Raw genomic sequence first — 19146 nt, 5'->3', positions numbered from 1 at the left:
ATTTATCCTTTTTGTATATATTTGTAACCCGACTCCCGAAAATTTCCACTTGAAATTTTCAATGTTTGAAAATCAATGGGACCTCTAAAATATGAATTATGACCCATCTTCTTTCGAGATTGTTTTTTATACTTTTCTTCCTTTTGATCATTCCGGAATTTTTTGCTAAAAATATCGTAAGAAACATTACGAATATGGATGGTCTCTCCAATAACTCGGTAAATTGTTTTTTGGAAGACTCGCACAATATGTTATGGATTGGTACATGGGATGGGCTGAATTCATTCAACGGACGCGACTTTGTCTCCTACCGTTACACGTTGGAAGATGAATTCTCCATAAGCAACAATATAATAAGGAATATCATTGAACCTGACACTGCCTCTATCTGGATAGCCACGGACCACGGACTTAACAGATGGGACCGTGCAAGTGAAAAATTCCACAGGTATTTCGTTGAGTCCAATTCAGATAGCCATAAAGGGAATAATTTCTTATTGGTTTCTTCCACTTCTACAGGAACTGTCATATGTTATGTGCAATCGGTGGGGTTTTGCTTCTTTGATAAGGCAGAAGATAAATTTGTAAAAATTAAAGGTGCACAAAAAAAAGATATTACCAACTTCATCATAGACGCTGCTGACAACATCCATATATTATATAATGACGGTAGACTCTATAACTATGAACTTGATTACGAACGTCAATCATTTATTTCCGGAAAAAACTATCTTTCAGAGAAACCGATCAAGCAAATTTTCCATACCGGCAATATGCTCATAGCCGAGTATGTGGATTATGTGAAAATTATTGATGCTGATATGGATGAAAAACATGTAATACCTACTCCTCCGAATAAAAAAGTATCGCAAATAACCAGTTTCAAGGAGCAGCTAGTGATTGCATTTATTGAAGGAAACTGCCTATACTACGATCTTCATACCGGAACCAGCAGAAATATGGAGGAATTACCCGAAAAAGTTTCCATCTTCACATTGTATACGGGCACACAAGATATTTTATGGATAGGCACAGATGGAAAAGGGATTATACAACTTTATCAGGATTATTCATCTTTCAGTCGTGTAAAAACAGATTTCCCAGTACGCTCTTTTAACAAAGATGAGAATGGGGAAATGCTCATCGGCACGAAAGGAGAAGGCATATTAAAGCTGGAGATAGGAACAAATAAAGCCATTGAGTATGCTTCTACATCAGAGGGTCTTATTTCCAATCTTATTTATTCTATGGCCAAAAACAAGGATGGAGACATTTTCGTGGGCACAGAAGAATACGGGATCAATATTATCCGAAAAGATGGACAAGTCCAGACATTGGTGATGCCGACAGGTAGTATCAATTTCAGGGCTATCTATACCATGTTCCTCACTGAGAATGACAAAGTACTGTGGCTGGGAACAGCTGGTTACGGATTAATCCGCATCTCCATCAAAAAGGAGAATGGCCTGTATGTAGCCACCAACGTAAGACAATATATTCCGGACAGTTCCGATATGTCTATCACCAATAATATTATTTATTCCATTATCAGAGGAAAGTCAGACAATGAATTATGGATAGGAACTAGAAGAGGGGGGATATATCTATTCGATATCAATAAGGAAATATTTGTAAACCTGGAGGATATAAATGCTTCGTTGGTCTTATCAAACTATGATGTACTTACACTCCTCGGCAATAGAAGTGGCAGTATTTGGATAGGGACAAGTTACGGTCTAAACCATCTATCAATGGATAGTATTCCTGTATTAAAAAAATATGGCTCACCTGAAGGACTTATTAATAATACGATACATGGAATCATAGAAGATGGTAAGAACAATATATGGATTAGTACGAACCAAGGGATCGCATCCATAGACCCCACAACTACTACTGTCAACAACTATTCTATCCGTGACGGTCTTCATAATAATGAGTTTGCCGATGGAGCTTACTATTACGACAATGGTACCATATTCTTCGGAGGTGTAAATGGATTGACATATTTCAATCCTGATCATATTCATTTCAGGGATTATAAACCCCGGATAAGCCTAAGCAAGCTCCGGATATATAATGACGATCAAAAGATTCAAGACCGAATAAAAAACAACACGTTGGAACTTTCATATAATGAGCCTTATGTATCATTGACATTTATCGCGCATGAGTTCATCAACAATAAAAACTGTGAATATAGGTACCGCATCCACAATCTGCATAATAAGGATGTATGGATATACAATGGAAATAACCCGAACATCATTATGACAAAATTACCCTCCGGGAAATATATACTGGAAGTGGAATGTACAAACGGAGACCGGGTATGGAATGATATGAGCTATTCTTTAACCCTTTCCGTGGGATATCCATGGTGGTTAAGTATTTGGGCTTTCATTGGGTATTTCCTGCTTCTTGCCACGATTACCATGGTTACCATATCATTTATAAGAAACAGGATCCGGCTTAACAGGCAACTGATGATAGAACAAATAGAAAAGGAACATAAACAAAAGACACATGAAGCCAAGCTGGATTTTTTCACCAATGTGGCACATGAATTTTTCACCCCTCTCACACTCATCTTCGGCCCGGTGCAACATCTTCTGGACAATGCCGATCTCGACAGCTATGCCAAGCATTATATCTATATCATCAAAAATAATGCAGAAAGGATGCAGAAATTAATCAGCGAGTTGATTGAATTCCGTAAAGCCGAGTCAGGACAACCCAAACTGAAACCGGAAAAAGTGGATATACATGCATTAATTGAGTATACTACTGATAGTTTCCGGGAAATGGCTATAGAAAATAAAATTGATTTAAATCTGAATATAGAGGTTGACGCTCCCTTTATTACGGACGGCAGTGCATTGGAAAAGGTGATATTCAATCTTGTATCGAACGCGTTTAAATATACTCCGGTGGGTGGCCGTATCAATATTGATGCATTTCTCGAGAATGACCACAGGTTCACCCTCAAAATAAGAAATACCGGCAGGGGATTGAGTGAAAAGCAGATGAATGAAATATTCGATAGATACAGAATGTTCGACACCCCAAAAATGAGAAATAGCGTCAGTTCCGGAATAGGGCTGAATATGACAAAGCAACTGGTTAATTTACTCGGGGGCAACATCTTTGTGGAGAGCGTGCAACATGAATACACACAGTTTTCTATCGAACTGTATGCTATGCACACAGGAGAACTCGGGCTGACAGGGAGAGTATCCGATATGGAACATCCTATCAATGAGAATAGGGAAATTGGCAGGAAGAAAGATATCTCCATCCTGGTTGTAGAAGATGAAAAGGATATCAGAACATTATTAAAGGATATACTTGCTCCAAACTATAATGTCATTGAAGCCGAAAATGGAGAAGAAGCACTGAGGATAATAGAAAAAAATATTCCGGATATCATACTGACAGATATGCTTATGCCATTATTAGACGGTATGGGTTTTATTGACAAGGTCAAATCCAATGGACTAACGTCACATATCCCCATTATCAGTATTACAGCCAGAACCTCTATCGAAGACAACATAAAGGCTTTGGAGCATGGAGCTGATCTATATATCACCAAACCTTTTCATCCGGCCCATATACAAAGCGCTGTAAAAAACATTCTTAACCGTAATCTGCAAATGAAAAGGTACTATTCTTCCAGTCAATCTTCCATCACCGTAAAAGGAGGGGAATTCCTTCACAAAGACGATGAGGTATGGCTAAAGAAAATAATGCAATTCATAGAAAAGAATATAGAAGATGAGTCTCTAAGTATTGATAGTATTTCCGATCACATGGGTATAAGTAGGACCAGTTTGTATCGTCGTTTAAAGGATATAATAGATAAAACACCCAGTGAGTTCATCAAGGACATTCGTCTTGAACATGCTGCATTGTTATTAAAGACAACGAAATTAACGGTCAACGAAATTATTTTTAAATCCGGATTTTCCAATAATTCCCATTTTTATAAGGAATTTAAAAAAAAGTACAACTTGTCTCCTTCTAAAATAAGGAAGGATAACTGATAAAAGAATTTACGCTCAGTCTCAGGTGAAAATATACGAAACCGTTAAGCATCTTTATACCCCCAATGGCAAGTATCGTGTGATGATTCGGATCAATCTCTTGTTGCGAAAAATATATCCCGGAAACTTGAATGGATTTGAATTTGCAAGCATAGCACAATCTTACCGGAATGCGATTATTAAAATACGATTATTATATTTTGGTAATTAAAAAATAATATGTTTCTTTGTATACATTTTTAATAGAAAAACATGAAGAATCCTTTTTTAGTGAGCGGCTATATTTCGCAGGAATATTTTTGCGACAGGAAAGAAGAAAGTAATACGTTGATAAAACTGGTTACCAACGGTAATAATATCATACTTGTCTCTCCTCGAAGGATGGGAAAAACAGGACTTATTGAACATTGTTTTCACGATCAAAAAATTGCAGACGATTATTATACTTTTTTTGTAGATATTTATGCGACAAGCAATTTAGCGGAATTTGTCTATAAACTAGGAAAAGAAATTTATGAGCGGTTAAAACCCAAAGGAAAGTCGTTCATCGATAACTTTTTCGCCGTAATAACCTCTTTACGTGCAGGATTCAAGTTAGATCAACTGACAGGGTTTCCCATTTTTGACATCGGAATTGGTGAAATAAAATCACCCGAATTTACTTTAGAGGAGATTTTTACATATCTCAATACTGCAGATAAACCTTGCATTATTGCCATAGACGAATTTCAACAAATTGCAAAATACCCTGAAAAAAATATAGAAGCTATTCTCCGCACACATATACAAAAAACGATAAAGTCCAATTTTATTTTTTCGGGTAGCCAGCGCCATATTTTACACGAAATGTTTTTCTCCCCCTCAAAACCTTTTTATCAAAGCGCAGTACTTCTGTCGCTGGATGTGATTGACAAAGAAGAATACATACAATTTGCTTCAAAACTCTTCAAAAAAGGGAAAAAAGATGTGGATGACGCTTACATCGAAAAAGCATATACTATTTTCGAGGGACATACATTTTATGTACAATCTGTATTGAATCAATTATTTTCAGAACTTAACGAAGATGAAAAATGTACCCATGAAATTTTTGAAAAAGCGGTGTTAAACCGAATCTATTCTTATGAAACCTTGTTCTCCGAAATTCTAAATCTATTGTCCGACCGGCAAAAAGAATGTCTCCATGCAATCGCCAAAGAAGGTAAGGCAAGAAGCATCACAGGAGGTAACTTCATAAAAAAGCACTCTTTGCACTCTGCTTCTTCCGTCCAAACAGCATCACGGCAACTGCTCGACAAAGAAATTCTAACTAAAAATCGTAATACGTATGCAGTTTACGACAGATTCTTTGCATTTTGGCTACAAGCATACTTTGGCCCGAGGTCGTCATTAAAATTTGATTACTAATAAATTAACAACACCATGCCTGTAAGAGCAACTTATATGAAACAACATATATGAAACCGTCAGTTCCGAAATGCATTGAACATGATTATCTTAATATCCAATTCATCAATTGCAGATATCTGAAATTGAATAACTCCATCTATTCCCCCAAGAGAATTTCCTAAAAAACAGCCATTTCATTTTCAAAATGGTTACTTTTGCTATGAATTTCCATCATTCAATATAAAACGGAATTCAAAACAGCATCTTTTGTGCATTTTTGATACTAAAAACATAGTAAAACAATCATAAGGTTATTTTTTATCGAAAAATATAACTTTTTTACCGTTTTTATTTGGATTGTCAAACAAATTGATTATTTTTGCAGCATATTTATTTCACAACAATAAAATCAGGGGGATAAAAGAGCCCCGGTTATCAAACTTTCATTGATTATGTCAACATTACGTTTTAAAGCAGTAGAAGAAGCATCGAAGAGAACGCCCGTGGAAGTGGCTCCACCGACACACCTTCCTTCGGAGTATTATGGCAAGTATGTGTTCAACCGGACACAAATGGCCAAATATCTCTCCAAGGAAACAATGAATATCGTGTTGGAAGCGATCGACCGGGGTATTACGCTGCACCGGGGCATTGCCGACCATGTGGCGGCCGGCATGAAGATGTGGGCCATGGAGATGGGTGCCACCCATTACACCCACTGGTTCCAACCGCTCACCGAAGGGACTGCCGAGAAACATGACTCTTTTATCGACTATATCAACGGACCCGACGGGGGGATCATCGAACGGTTTTCCGGCAAACTGCTGGCACAACAGGAACCCGACGCGTCGAGTTTCCCCAGCGGCGGTATCCGCAATACCTTCGAAGCGAGGGGATATACCGCGTGGGATCCTTCTTCACCCGCTTTTATCATCGACGATACGTTGTGTATCCCTACCGTTTTTATTTCCTATACGGGAGAAGCGCTGGATTACAAGACACCATTGTTGAAATCGCTTTCGGCGGTGGACAAGGCGGCCGTGGAGGTTTGTAAACTGTTTACCCCCGATGTGAAAAAGGTCTATTCGTACCTCGGATGGGAACAGGAATATTTCCTGGTGGACCAGGCGTTATACGCTGCCCGTCCCGACCTGAGCTTGACGGAGCGCACCCTTATGGGACATGAAAGCGCCAAGAACCAGCAGCTGGAGGACCATTACTTCGGGGCAATTCCCCCGCGTGTGGCATCCTTTATGCGGGAGGTGGAGCTGGAAGCCTATAAATACGGCATTCCCTTAAAGACCCGCCACAACGAGGTGGCGCCCAACCAGTTCGAACTGGCACCCATTTATGGAGAGACCAACCTGGCAGTCGACCAGAACCTGCTCATCATGACGCTGATGCACAGGATTGCTGCCAAACATCATTTTAAATTGCTGTTGCACGAGAAACCATTTGCCGGCATAAACGGATCGGGCAAACACAACAACTGGTCGCTGGGTACGGATACCGGTATCGGACTGTTCACTCCGGGCAAAACCGCCAATGAAAACCTGTTGTTCGTCACTTTTTTAGTGAACACACTGAAGGCGGTCTACAAGCATAACGGATTACTGAAAGCCTCCATCATGTCGGCCAGCAACGCGCACCGTCTGGGTGCCAACGAAGCGCCTCCCGCCATCATCTCCATCTTCCTGGGAACAGAGATCACGGCCGTGCTCGACAAACTCGAACAGAGTTCCGAAGATGACGATATCACCGTGGATGAACTGAAGCAGATGAAATTGGGTATCGCCCATATTCCCGAAGTACTGATAGACAACACCGACAGAAACCGCACATCACCATTCGCTTTCACCGGCAACCGGTTCGAATACAGGGCCGTGGGGTCATTGGCCAACTGCTCATCGGCAATGACCGCACTGAACTCCGTGATGGCAGCCCAACTGATCGACTTCAAGAAGGAGATCGACGCGAAAATGAAAAAGGGGATGAAGAAAGAACAGGCCATCTTCGACACGCTCCGCCTCTATATCAAGGAGTCGAAACCCATCCGCTTCAACGGCAACGGCTATAGCGACGAATGGAAGGAAGAGGCCAAAAGACGCGGATTAGACTGCGAGACCAGCGTGCCCGTGATCTTCGACCGGTACACGTCGAAAGAATCGGTGGAGATGTTCGAAAGCATCGGCGTACTGAACGAGAAGGAACTCCATGCACGCAATGAGGTGAAATGGGAGACCTATACCAAGAAGATCCAGATAGAAGCTCGGGTGCTGGGCGACCTCTGCATGAACCATATCATCCCGGTCGCCACGGAATACCAGTCGATGCTACTCGACAATATTTATAAAATGCATGCCGTCTTCGACAAGGAAAAGGCCGACAGGCTGTCGAAGGAAGATGCCGCGCTCATCGAGGAGATCGCGGATCATATCTCGGCGATAAAAACCAATGTGGACGATATGGTGGAAGCCCGGAAAGCGGCCAATAAATTAGAGGATGCCCGCGAGAAAGCCGTCGCTTACCACGACAAGGTGGAGGTCTATTTCAATGTGATCCGCTATCATGTGGACAAACTGGAACTGATCGTGGATAACCAGATGTGGACCCTGCCGAAATATAGAGAACTGTTATTCATAAGTTAAGCCTCACAACTTCAAATGTAATTTTCACATTTATTTGAATAGCAGGTAAGTGATTATCTGCTATTTTTTTGGCTCAAAACTTAGGCTAAAATTAAAAAAAAGACGCAAAATGGGACAGGAAAATACATTCAGGAACCTCCGGAAATTCGAAAAAGAGTCGCTCTACTCTTTTCAGAACGAGCACGATGCCTGCGGTGTCGGCCTGGCAATGACATTGACGGGCGAAAAATCGCACGACATTGTGGAGAAGGGACTGCAAGTGCTGGAGAATATGGTGCACCGGGGCGCGGAAAGTGCCGACAACATCACCGGCGATGGTGCGGGAATACTGGTACAGATACCGCATGAGTTCATCCTTTTGCAGGGGATTGCGGTGCCGGCGGAAGGGCGGTACGGTACGGGAATCGTATTCCTGCCGCGGGAAGAGGAGAAAAGGGAGTATTGCCTTTCCCTCATCAAGGAGAAAGCCTATGAAGAGGATCTTTCGCTCTTCCATGTCCGTGATGTGCCGGTCAACAGCGGTTGCCTGGGCGAGATCGCACTCGCCAACGAACCGGTAATCAAGCAATTGTTCGTTACCGGCCACTTCCCCCCCGATGAACTGGAAAGGAAACTCTATATCCTGCGGAAAAAGGTGGAAAAGAGCATCTATGGTTCCGAAATAGCGGAAGAGCGCAGTTTTTATATAGTAAGCCTCTCCACCCGGCAGATGATCTACAAAGGGATGTTGTCGTCGATACAACTCCGCCAATATTTCCCGGATCTCACCAACCCCAATTTTACCAGCCGTGTGGCGCTAGTGCATTCCCGGTTCAGCACCAACACCTTCCCTACATGGGATCTGGCGCAACCGTTCCGGATGCTGGCGCACAACGGTGAAATCAACACCATCCGCGGTAACCGCCAATGGATGCAAAGCCGGGAGAGCGTATTGCAGTCGGATTTTTTTCCTGATATTACAGCACTCTATCCTGTGGTCCAGCCCGACATGAGCGACAGCGCCTCCGTCGATAACGTGTTGGAATTCCTGGTAATGTCGGGCAAGACACTCCCGCATGCCATGGCGATGCTGGTTCCCGAAAGCTTCAATGAGAAGAACCCCATTCCCGACGGTGTGAAAGCGTTCTACGAGTACCACAGTATGCTGATGGAACCGTGGGACGGCCCGGCCACGCTGATCTTCAGCGACGGGCGTTATGCGGGTGGCATGCTCGACCGCAACGGATTGCGACCGGCACGGTACACCATCACCCACAGCGGCATGATGATCATGGCATCGGAGACGGGAACCCTCGCCTTCAAACCGTCCGACATCAAACAGATGGGACGCCTCAAACCGGGAAAAATGATGATGGTCGACACGCTGACCGGCACCATCTATTCTGATGCGGAATTAAAAGACACGCTGGCAAAAGCATTCCCATACCGTGATTGGTTGAGCAGGAACTGCCTGAAACTGGATGACATCTCTTCGGGACGAAGCGTGAACAACGATGTAGCCCACTATGAAACCCTGCTGAAAGCATTCGGCTATTCGGTGGAGGATATCAACGTACTGATCAAACCGATGGCATTGGAAGGGAAGGAACCCGTTTCGTCCATGGGGAACGATGTGACGCTGGCGGCGCTGTCCGACAAGCCGCAACGCCTGTTCAACTATTTCCGACAGCAATTCGCTCAGGTAACCAATCCCCCTATCGACCCGATCCGGGAAGAACTGGTAATGTCTTTGACTGGTTATTTAGGTGCCGTGCACCAAAATCTCCTCAAAGACATTCCTACTTTATCGGGTATCGTGAAAGTCAAAAGCCCGATCCTGACCAACACACAGTTCGACATCCTGCTGAACCTGCGGTACAAAGGATTCTCCTCCGCCATCATCCCCATGCTGTTCGACCCGGAAAGCGGCGCCGAAGGGATGCGGAGAGCGCTGGAACAGATGTGCGCTTCCGTGGAGAAAGCGATCGACGACGGTAAAAATTACATTGTATTGAGCGATAGGGGCGTGGATGCGGAACATGCACCTATCCCCTCCTTATTGGCCACTTCGGCCGTACACCACTATCTGGTGGAAAAACGCAAAAGGATGCAGATTGATATCGTGGTGGAGAGCGCGGAGCCGCGGGAAGTGATGCATTTCGCCCTGTTATTCGGCTTTGGCGCCAACGCCATCAACCCTTACATGGTCTTTGCGATCCTTGCGGAGAAGATAAAATCGGGAGAGATCGCACTCGACCTCGCCACGGCAAAGAAAAACTATATCAAATCAGTCAACAAGGGATTACTGAAAGTGCTTTCTAAAATGGGTAACTCCACCCTGAGGAGTTACAGAGGCGCGCATATCTTCGAAGCCATCGGCATCTCATCCTCCCTTTTGGACAGTTACTTCAAAGGTACTTCTTCAAAAATCGAAGGGATCGATATGGAAGATGTCGCCCAGGAAGTGCTGCAACCGTTTTTCGAAGCATTTTACAACGACGGTAGTGAACCGTTCCATCTCCGGAACCTGGGGAATTATGCCTACAGGAACGACGGGGTGTACCACGCCTGGAACCCGGAAACTATCGCCCGGCTGCAAATAGCCACCCGCACGAACAATTATGCGGTATTCAAGGAATATACCGCGTTGGTAGACAACAAGGAAAAACCGGCTTTTATCCGTGACCTGCTGGATTATAAGCGCAACCCTATCGATATCTCCGAAGTGGAACCGGCAGAAAACATCATGAAACGGTTCTGTACCGGCGCCATGTCCTACGGCTCCATCAGCAAGGAGGCGCATGAAGCGATGGCCATCGCGATGAACATCATCGGCGGACGCAGCAATACCGGTGAAGGAGGCGAGGACCCGGAACGGTTCCACCCGCAGGCGGACGGACTGTCACGACGGAGCGCCATCAAACAGATCGCTTCCGGCCGGTTCGGGGTCACCACTGAATACCTCGTCAATGCCGATGAACTGCAAATTAAAATCGCACAGGGGGCAAAACCGGGTGAAGGGGGACAGTTACCCGGATTCAAAGTAGATGAGATCATTGCCCGTACGCGACACTCCATCCCGGGCATCACCCTGATCTCTCCCCCGCCCCATCACGATATTTACTCCATTGAAGACCTGGCGCAGCTTATCTTCGACCTCAAGAACGTGAACCCCAACGCCAAGATCAGCGTGAAATTGGTGTCGGAGAGCGGTGTCGGCACCATCGCCGCCGGCGTGGCCAAAGCCAAAGCCGACCTGATCGTGATCAGCGGTGCCGAAGGAGGTACCGGAGCGAGTCCTTCCAGTTCTATCAAACATGCGGGACTGCCGTTGGAGATAGGCCTGGCGGAAACGCAACAGACACTGGTGGCGAATAACCTGCGTGGGGTGGTCACCTTGCAGACCGACGGCCAACTGAAAACCGGCCGCGACATTGTAATGGCAGCACTGCTCGGTGCCGAAGAGTTCGGCTTTGCCACCAGCGCGCTGATCGTACTGGGATGCGTGATGATGCGCAAATGCCACCTCAACACCTGCCCGGTGGGTGTCGCTACCCAAAACGAAGAATTGCGGCGCCGGTTCGTGGGTCGCCATGAATACCTCGTAAATTTCTTCCGTTTCCTGGCAGAGGATACACGCGAAAAACTCGCGGAAATGGGATTCAGGTCGCTCGATGAAGTGACCGGACGGGCTGATTTGCTCAATCGCAAACATTATCCGGAACTGCCTAAGACCGAAAAAGTGGACCTGGCAAAGATCACCTATTTCCCGAAAGAAGCCGGCATACTTCCTCTGAGGAGGATAACTACCCAGCACCACAAGATCGATGACGTGCTGGACCGCATGTTGATTTCCGAAGCCCTTCCGGCCATCGAGCACCAAAAGTCGGTCGGCATCAAGGCAGCCATAAAAAATACCGACAGGGCAGTGGGCGCCATGCTTTCGGGCGCCATTGCGACGCGGTACGGGCAAAAAGGACTGCCGGAACACACCATCTCGGCCTATTTTGAAGGATCGGCCGGACAGAGTTTCGGCGCATTCCTGGCCGGCGGGGTTACTTTCTACCTCCATGGCGACTGTAACGATTACTTGGGCAAAGGATTGTCCGGGGGACGTGTCATCGTCGCACCGGCCAAAGGCAGCAACTTCAAGTCGGAAGAAAACATCATCTGTGGCAACACATCGCTTTACGGAGCCACCTCGGGTGAGGTATTTATCAGCGGTATCGCAGGTGAGCGTTTCTGCGTAAGGAACTCGGGCGCCACTGCGGTGGTGGAAGGCGCCGGCGACCATTGCTGCGAATACATGACCGGCGGATGTACGGTCGTTTTGGGCAGCACCGGAAGGAATTTCGCGGCCGGGATGAGCGGCGGCGTGGCCTATGTGCTGGACGAGAAAGGCGATTTCGATTTTTACTGCAATATGGAAATGGTGGAACTGACGCTGCTGGAAGAGATGTCCGACGTCAGGGAATTGAAAAACCTCATCTCCAAACACGCTCAATACACCAATAGCGAGATAGCCAAACGGATCCTCGACAATTGGGATTTTTATGTGACGCATTTTATCAAAGTAGTGCCTATTGAATACAAGAAAGTGCTACAAGAGAGGAAGATGGCGGCGTTGAACGAAAAGATCGCCGTGGTCGAGAGAGATTATTGATTTTTTTCATTTACATCCGGCGAGGATTTAGTATAGCCGGTGAGGATTTACAATTGAAGCAGGAACCTTTAGGTATTTTGTGGAGACCCATAGCTCGCAATGAGTAAAAAAAGAGTAGTTGTTTGAGCGAAGCGAGTTTTTACTCTTTTTACTCATAAGAGCTAACATGGGTCACAAAATATCGGCAGTGGATGCTTCAATGGCAAATCCGGGAACTTTTGACAATCAAATTATCAAACAAAAATCAAAATGGGAAATCCAAAAGCATTCATGACGATACCCCGGAAAGATGCCGGCTATCGTCCCGTAAGCGACAGAATATATGACTACAGCGAGGTAGAACAGACACTCAACAGGGAGGACCGCAAGTTGCAGGCATCACGGTGCATGGACTGCGGCATCCCCTTCTGCCACTGGTCATGCCCGTTGGGTAACAAAATGCCCGAATGGCAGGATCATATCTACAAAGGCGAATGGAAAAAAGGCGTCGATGTATTGATGGAGACCAATAACTTCCCCGAATTCACCGGACGCGTCTGCCCCGCCCCCTGCGAAAAATCGTGTGTGCTGGCACTGCACGAAGCACCGGTCACCATCCGGGAGAACGAGGCATCGGTCACCGAAGTAGCGTTCAGGGAAGGGATGATCAAAGCCCATCCCCCGAAGCGAAGGACAGGCAAGAAAGTCGCCGTTATCGGCTCCGGGCCGGCAGGACTGGCGGCCGCCCAGCAGTTGAACCGGAAAGGACATTCTGTCACCGTCTTCGAGAAAGACCACACCCCCGGCGGACTGCTTCGCTACGGCATCCCGAACTTCAAACTGGCCAAACAGGTGATTGACCGGCGACTGGCGCTGTTAATTGAAGAAGGAATAGAATTCAGGACCCATACAACGGTAGGAAAAGATATCTCCGGAGCGCAGATCATGGGAGAATTCGACGCTATCTGCCTGGCAGTCGGTGCCGGAAAACCGAGGGATATCACCCCGGAAGGACGTGACCTGAAAGGAATCCACTTTGCCATGGATTTCCTTTCTCAACAGATCCGTATCCTGCAGAAGGAAGAACCCGAAACCGCATCCACAATATCGGCAAGAGGAAAGCATGTGCTGGTGATCGGTGGAGGCGATACCGGTTCCGATTGCGTGGGTACATCGATACGGCAAGGCGCCTTGAGCGTGACGCAGATCGAGATCATGCCCAAACCGCCCAAAGGACATAATCCCGCTACTCCATGGCCAAGCCCCTACCCGCAGGTGTTAAAAACCTCATCATCCCACGAAGAGGGTTGCGAACGCCGATGGTTGCTGAATACATTGAAATTCAGCGGAAAAAACGGACAGGTGAAAGAGGCGCTGGTGGAAGAGGTGAGTTGGGAAAAAGACGGGAACGGCCGTTTCAGCATGGTATCCACAGGGAAGAGAGAGGTGCTGAAAGCCGATCTCGTACTGCTGGCACTTGGCTTCGTCCATCCCGTACAGGAAGGATTACTGAATGAATTGGGTGTCAATTACGATGTCCGGGGCAATGTGGCGGTCGACAAACAGCACCGGAGCTCTGTGAATAAAGTTTTTGCCACCGGCGACGCCGTCATGGGAGCCAGCCTTGTGGTGAAAGCCATCGCCTCGGGCAGGAAAACAGCGGAAAATATTCATAAAATGCTTACGCCTCAGGAGAACGGTCTCGTATATGCCCCAATGGCATCATCCCTTTTATCAAAATAAAAACAGAGAACGAATATGTGTGGAATAGTGTGTACATTCAATATAAAGAGACCCGAAGAGCAATTACGTCCCCAACTACTGAAAATGTCGCGGAAATTACGTCATCGCGGTCCCGACTGGTCGGGTGTCTTTTCCTCCGACAAAGCAGTCATGGCGCATGAACGCCTCTCCATCATCGATCCCGCATCGGGACAACAACCGCTTTACAGTAAAGATGGCAAATTGGTGCTGGCGGTGAACGGCGAAATATACAACCACCGGGAGATCCGGAAGCAACAGGAGGGAAAGTATGATTTCCTTACCCAATCCGATTGTGAAGTGATCCTGGCGTTGTATCGCGACAAAGGAACCGGTTTCCTGGATGACCTGAACGGGATCTTTGCCTTTGCGCTGTACGACACCGAAAAAGATGTCTTCCTCATCGGACGGGATCATATCGGCATCATCCCCCTCTATCAGGGATGGGACCAGGATGGCGCTTACTATGTAGCCTCGGAACTAAAAGCACTGGAAGGTTATTGCAACACCATTGAGGAGTTTCCTCCGGGGCATTACTATTATAGCGAGGATGACCAGCCTCGACAATGGTATTCCCGTGATTGGACCGAGTATGATAACGTGAAAGAAAATGTGTCGGACGCGCAACTGCTTAAGCAAGCGCTGGAAGATGCCGTACAGCGCCAGATGATGAGCGACGTGCCTTACGGGGTATTGCTTTCAGGCGGACTGGACTCTTCCATCATCTCCGCCGTTGCCAAGAAATTCGCCGCCAAACGGGTGGAGACCGACAACAGCGAGGATGCCTGGTGGCCGCAACTCCACTCCTTCGCCATCGGCCTGGAAGGATCGCCCGACCTGGCGGCTGCCAGAAAAGTAGCGAACCATATCGGATCGGTGCACCACGAAATCCATTACACCATCCAGGAAGGGATAGACGCCATCCGTGACGTAATCTACCATATTGAGACATACGACGTAACGACAGTTCGTGCAAGCACGCCTATGTATCTTATTGCCCGTTTTATCAAGTCGATGGGAGTGAAGATGGTTCTTTCCGGCGAAGGTGCCGATGAGATCTTCGGGGGATACCTCTATTTCCACAAAGCCCCCAATGCTGAAGAGTTCCATAAAGAAACAGTCAGGAAACTGAGTAAACTACATCAATATGACTGCCTGCGGGCCAACAAATCGCTGGCATCGTGGGGAGTGGAAGGGCGTGTACCTTTCCTCGACAAAGAATTCTTAGATGTCGCCATGCGCCTCAATCCAAAGGACAAGATGGCGGGAAACGGAAAGATCGAAAAATATATCCTGCGGCAGGCATTTGCGGACTACCTTCCCGAAGAAGTGGCATGGCGGCAGAAAGAACAGTTCTCCGACGGCGTGGGATATGGCTGGATCGATACTTTAAAAGATATAGCTGCACACGAAGTAACAGACGAACAGATGGCCAACGTACATCATCGTTTTCCCATCAATCCGCCATTGTCAAAAGAAGAATATATGTACCGCTGCATCTACTCCGACCTGTTCCCGTCGGATAGTGCCGCCCGGTGTGTGCCGTCCGTCCCGTCGGTAGCATGCAGTACACCGGTCGCCCTCGAATGGGACGAGCAATTCAAGAAAAATGCCGACCCCTCAGGAAGAGCAGTCGGCCAGGTACATGAGCACGGGTATCAGTAGGTGTGTGGGAGTCAAATATATTCGTCCCCGTAACGGAATTTCACATCCGTGACGAAATGTTTGATCCGCTGTTCTTCGCTCTTTTTGCAGATCATCAGCACATTATCCGACTCAGCCACAATATAGTCATCAAGACCTTGCAAGACAACCAGTTTATCTTCACTCATAGCCACCACATTATCGGTACTCTCGACGAACAAGGTTTTGCAATGCAGGCTGGCATTGCCTTCCCCATCCCTGTCAGAAATTTCATGCAGGGCACCCCAGGTTCCCAAGTCGCTCCAGCCAAAATTGGAAATATTCACATAGACATTATCAGCTTTCTCCAAAATACCGTAGTCGATGGAAATATTGGGGCAGAAGGGGAAACTGGCATCAACAAATTTTTTCTCGTCCGGCGTGTTGAACAGATCTTTTCCTTCGCTGAATTTCTGGTTGATATCCGGAAGGTGCTTTTTGAAAGCATCCAGGATAGTCTTCACATTCCAGAGGAATATTCCCGAATTCCATACAAACTCGCCACTCTCCACAAATTTCCGGGCTAACTCTAAATTGGGTTTCTCGGTAAATGCTTTCACCTTATGGATCCCATTATCCTCTTCGTCATTCACCTGGATATACCCATAGCCTGTTTCGGGACGACTGGGTTTAATACCGAGCGTCAACAAGACAGACTTACGGTTCACAAAATCCAATCCTTTCTGGATATCCGCTACAAACTCGCCCGGATTCATGATCAGGTGGTCCGAAGGGGCGACAACAATATTCGCATCGGGGTCGATCGCGTTGATTCTGAAAGAAGCGTAAGCAATGGCAGGAGCGGTATTCCTCCTGATTGGCTCCAGCAAGAGCTGGTCATCCCTCAGTTCGGGTAACTGCTGCTTCGTCATCTCCGCATATGCATCGTTCGTCACAATGTATATGTTCTCTGCCGGAACAATCTGTTTAAACCGGTCGAAGGTACTTTGCAGCAACGACCGTCCTGTTCCAAAGAAATCAAGAAACTGTTTGGGTTTTTCCTCCTTGCTGAAGGGCCAGAAGCGGCTTCCTACTCCACCGCTCATGATAACACAATAATTATGATTGTTTCTCATTACTAAGATTATATATATTTTTTAAATATGAATTTCGGGGTTCTATATCTATTGTCATTGTTCAGCATTTTATTTAATTCAATAACGCCCTTTATCGACAATTTGTTTATAGTCTTCTATAATTTATCCTTAAAGGTACAAAACAAAACTGAAATAGCATCGGGAAACTGTCGGAAACAGCAGTATAAAACCGCAAACCTTTTACGACTCTTTCCCTATACTAAAGAAAAATAGAAGGAAACCGCACAAAATCTGAAAAAAGAAGAGTGACTTATTTCAAAATACCAAAAATATGTGTACTTTTGCATTCTCTTTTTGGAGATGCCCAGATGGCGGAATTGGTAGACGCGCTGGTCTCAAACACCAGTGGATTCACTTCCATGCCGGTTCGATCCCGGCTCTGGGTACAATTAAATTAAAATCCTAATTGATTTGCAATCAGTTAGGATTTTTTCTTTAAGAGCTTGTTCCCAAATTGTTCCCAAATAGACATGGATATCCTCCGCATTTTTCCCACGAAGGAGTGTTAGGGGCTTTATGTTATGACAACTCTCATTCCTTAACTCTAAAAAAAGACTTCAACGAACTACAAAACTTTTTCGTCTTGGGTATTTTAGTAATAACAGTATCTTCTTCCATAATCGTAACATTTATGCTACTACAAGGATCCTCTTTGACAAATAGCTCAATAGCTTCTGCAAAACGCTTCAATTCTCGTTTGAAAATAGCTTGATAATCGGGTTGATTTTTACTCTGTTCATTTGGAAGAAGAGCTAATACAGCATGATGAATGCCTGCAGTAATAGTCGGGAAGTCTATTATTTTTAATTTTTTTGTTGTTGATGCCACATCAACAACAATCCCTCTATGCCTTCCCAGATATTCAATTGACTCAGTCCTTGTTTGAAACTTCTGCCGTAATTCTTCAGATTGTTTGTTTACATCATTCGTTATTGTTGAAGGCAAAATGATAACGATCTCACATTCCTTATAACTTCTTTTGTCTGTAATAACCGTATGACTATTATTTAGATAATGATTAAAAATAGGTTGAATAAAATTCACAAAATACGCAGATGCTAAAGAAACAGATGGAAATAAATTTATATCTCTTTTTGAATATGAATTGAAATGTTCCTTTATCTGACTAACTGATTTAGGGATTGAGTTACTTATATCTTCTTTATCAAACATAACAACGGTCACACCCAGATAGTCACTCATAATATCACTCTTATTATCTACCAAATAGACACAATCTTTTCTTCCAAGCATTCCCAAAAAGAGCCCAAATTCAAAAACGACATTATCTCTATGTTTAGTTTTAGTACCCCTTTTTCCTTCCTTATCTGTTACGTAATCATCTCCTGTTCCAATAAAAATAGCTCTGTCTACTTTTATTGCATTCTCAATGAGAGAATCAAGTGTGCTCATATTGAGAGAAAAGGATTTATCCCAACGAAGAATCTCATATTCATCACAGAGTTGTTTTTCTACTTCATCAAGGATAGATTTAGCTTCTGTGGAAGATCCTATAAAAATTTTCTTTTTCATAATAATATAGATAAATGTTTCATTACGTTATTTTCTCCAATCTGTTGTAGCTTCTGAAAAACAACGCTATGGCATTTCTTCATTTTCATGCCACTACCACAAATACATGGTTCATTTCTTCCTGTTTTTAGTTTTTCAACACCAAAAGCATACTTTGCATATTGCATCCACTTATTCTGATCTTGAGTTAGCATTAACTCTTTATAATAGACTATGAGTCCCTCTTTACCATGAGGAAATTCATCCTTATACCTCCCAGTAAGTTTTTTATAACATTGATTTGCCAGATAAGGAATAACATTTTTGTTAATAAATTGGGTTACTGTTATCCCGTTTTTGCATTGTAATATTTCATCAGGCAATACAGT

General features: G+C 45.1%; 9 protein-coding genes and 1 tRNA gene. 7 read left to right on the top strand and 3 right to left on the bottom strand.

Annotated elements, in window-relative coordinates; all coding sequences use genetic code 11:
* The first annotated feature begins 98 nt into the window (after nt 1-98).
* From B4G81_RS07010 to asnB, 6 genes are all read left to right on the top strand, one after another.
* Complete coding sequence (locus B4G81_RS07010; protein ID WP_294081278.1) at nt 99-4046, top strand: hybrid sensor histidine kinase/response regulator transcription factor; 3948 nt, start codon at nt 99-101, stop codon at nt 4044-4046.
* A gap of 252 nt (nt 4047-4298) precedes the next feature.
* Nucleotides 4299-5453, top strand: coding sequence for an AAA family ATPase (locus B4G81_RS07005; protein ID WP_294081277.1), 1155 nt, complete (start codon nt 4299-4301; stop codon nt 5451-5453).
* 434 nt (nt 5454-5887) lie between these two features.
* On the top strand, nt 5888-8083 hold the full coding sequence (locus B4G81_RS07000; RefSeq protein ID WP_294081276.1) for a glutamine synthetase III: 2196 nt from the start codon (nt 5888-5890) through the stop codon (nt 8081-8083).
* A gap of 109 nt (nt 8084-8192) precedes the next feature.
* Nucleotides 8193-12725 (top strand): glutamate synthase large subunit, encoded by a 4533-nt coding sequence (gltB, locus tag B4G81_RS06995; protein ID WP_294081275.1) that lies wholly within the window; start codon nt 8193-8195, stop codon nt 12723-12725.
* 249 nt (nt 12726-12974) lie between these two features.
* On the top strand, nt 12975-14447 hold the full coding sequence (locus B4G81_RS06990) for a glutamate synthase subunit beta (protein WP_294081274.1): 1473 nt from the start codon (nt 12975-12977) through the stop codon (nt 14445-14447).
* Nucleotides 14448-14462: 15 nt separating this feature from the next.
* The gene (asnB, locus tag B4G81_RS06985) at nt 14463-16130 is read left to right on the top strand and encodes an asparagine synthase B (protein ID WP_294081273.1); all 1668 of its coding nucleotides are present in this window, start codon (nt 14463-14465) and stop codon (nt 16128-16130) included.
* An 11-nt stretch (nt 16131-16141) separates the two neighbouring features.
* Here the strand turns inward: asnB and B4G81_RS06980 are convergent, their stop codons facing one another.
* Entirely contained in the window at nt 16142-17224 is a 1083-nt protein-coding gene (locus tag B4G81_RS06980; RefSeq protein WP_294081272.1) for a mannose-1-phosphate guanylyltransferase, read from the bottom strand.
* A gap of 323 nt (nt 17225-17547) precedes the next feature.
* On the opposite strand from B4G81_RS06980, the gene B4G81_RS06975 reads away from it, so the two are divergent.
* Nucleotides 17548-17631 (top strand) — tRNA-Leu (locus B4G81_RS06975).
* A 145-nt stretch (nt 17632-17776) separates the two neighbouring features.
* Here the strand turns inward: B4G81_RS06975 and B4G81_RS06970 are convergent.
* Nucleotides 17777-18778 carry an STING domain-containing protein gene (locus B4G81_RS06970; protein ID WP_294081271.1) on the bottom strand — a complete coding sequence of 334 codons (1002 nt, stop codon included), beginning with the start codon at nt 18776-18778 and terminating at the stop codon, nt 17777-17779.
* The coding region (locus B4G81_RS06965) for an SEC-C metal-binding domain-containing protein (protein WP_294081270.1) at nt 18775-19146 on the bottom strand (372 nt) is incomplete at its 5' end. The genes B4G81_RS06970 and B4G81_RS06965, both read right to left, overlap by 4 nt.

Source organism: Proteiniphilum sp. UBA5384 (genome assembly GCF_002410825.1).
In the GTDB taxonomy this organism is placed as follows: Bacteria; Bacteroidota; Bacteroidia; order Bacteroidales; family Dysgonomonadaceae; genus Proteiniphilum.
The sequence above is the reverse complement of the archived record's forward strand: the minus strand, read 5'-3'. Positions and strand labels throughout refer to the sequence as shown.

What these genes read in the sequence shown, in the direction of transcription:
- B4G81_RS06990 (WP_294081274.1), top strand. Translation starts at nt 12,975, where the DNA reads ATGGGAAATCCAAAAGCATTCATGACGATACCCCGGAAAGATGCCGGC.
- B4G81_RS07010 (WP_294081278.1), top strand. Translation starts at nt 99, where the DNA reads ATGACCCATCTTCTTTCGAGATTGTTTTTTATACTTTTCTTCCTTTTG.
- B4G81_RS07005 (WP_294081277.1), top strand. Translation starts at nt 4,299, where the DNA reads ATGAAGAATCCTTTTTTAGTGAGCGGCTATATTTCGCAGGAATATTTT.
- B4G81_RS07000 (WP_294081276.1), top strand. Translation starts at nt 5,888, where the DNA reads ATGTCAACATTACGTTTTAAAGCAGTAGAAGAAGCATCGAAGAGAACG.
- gltB (WP_294081275.1), top strand. Translation starts at nt 8,193, where the DNA reads ATGGGACAGGAAAATACATTCAGGAACCTCCGGAAATTCGAAAAAGAG.
- B4G81_RS06980 (WP_294081272.1), bottom strand. Translation starts at nt 17,224, where the DNA reads ATGAGAAACAATCATAATTATTGTGTTATCATGAGCGGTGGAGTAGGA.
- asnB (WP_294081273.1), top strand. Translation starts at nt 14,463, where the DNA reads ATGTGTGGAATAGTGTGTACATTCAATATAAAGAGACCCGAAGAGCAA.
- B4G81_RS06970 (WP_294081271.1), bottom strand. Translation starts at nt 18,778, where the DNA reads ATGAAAAAGAAAATTTTTATAGGATCTTCCACAGAAGCTAAATCTATC.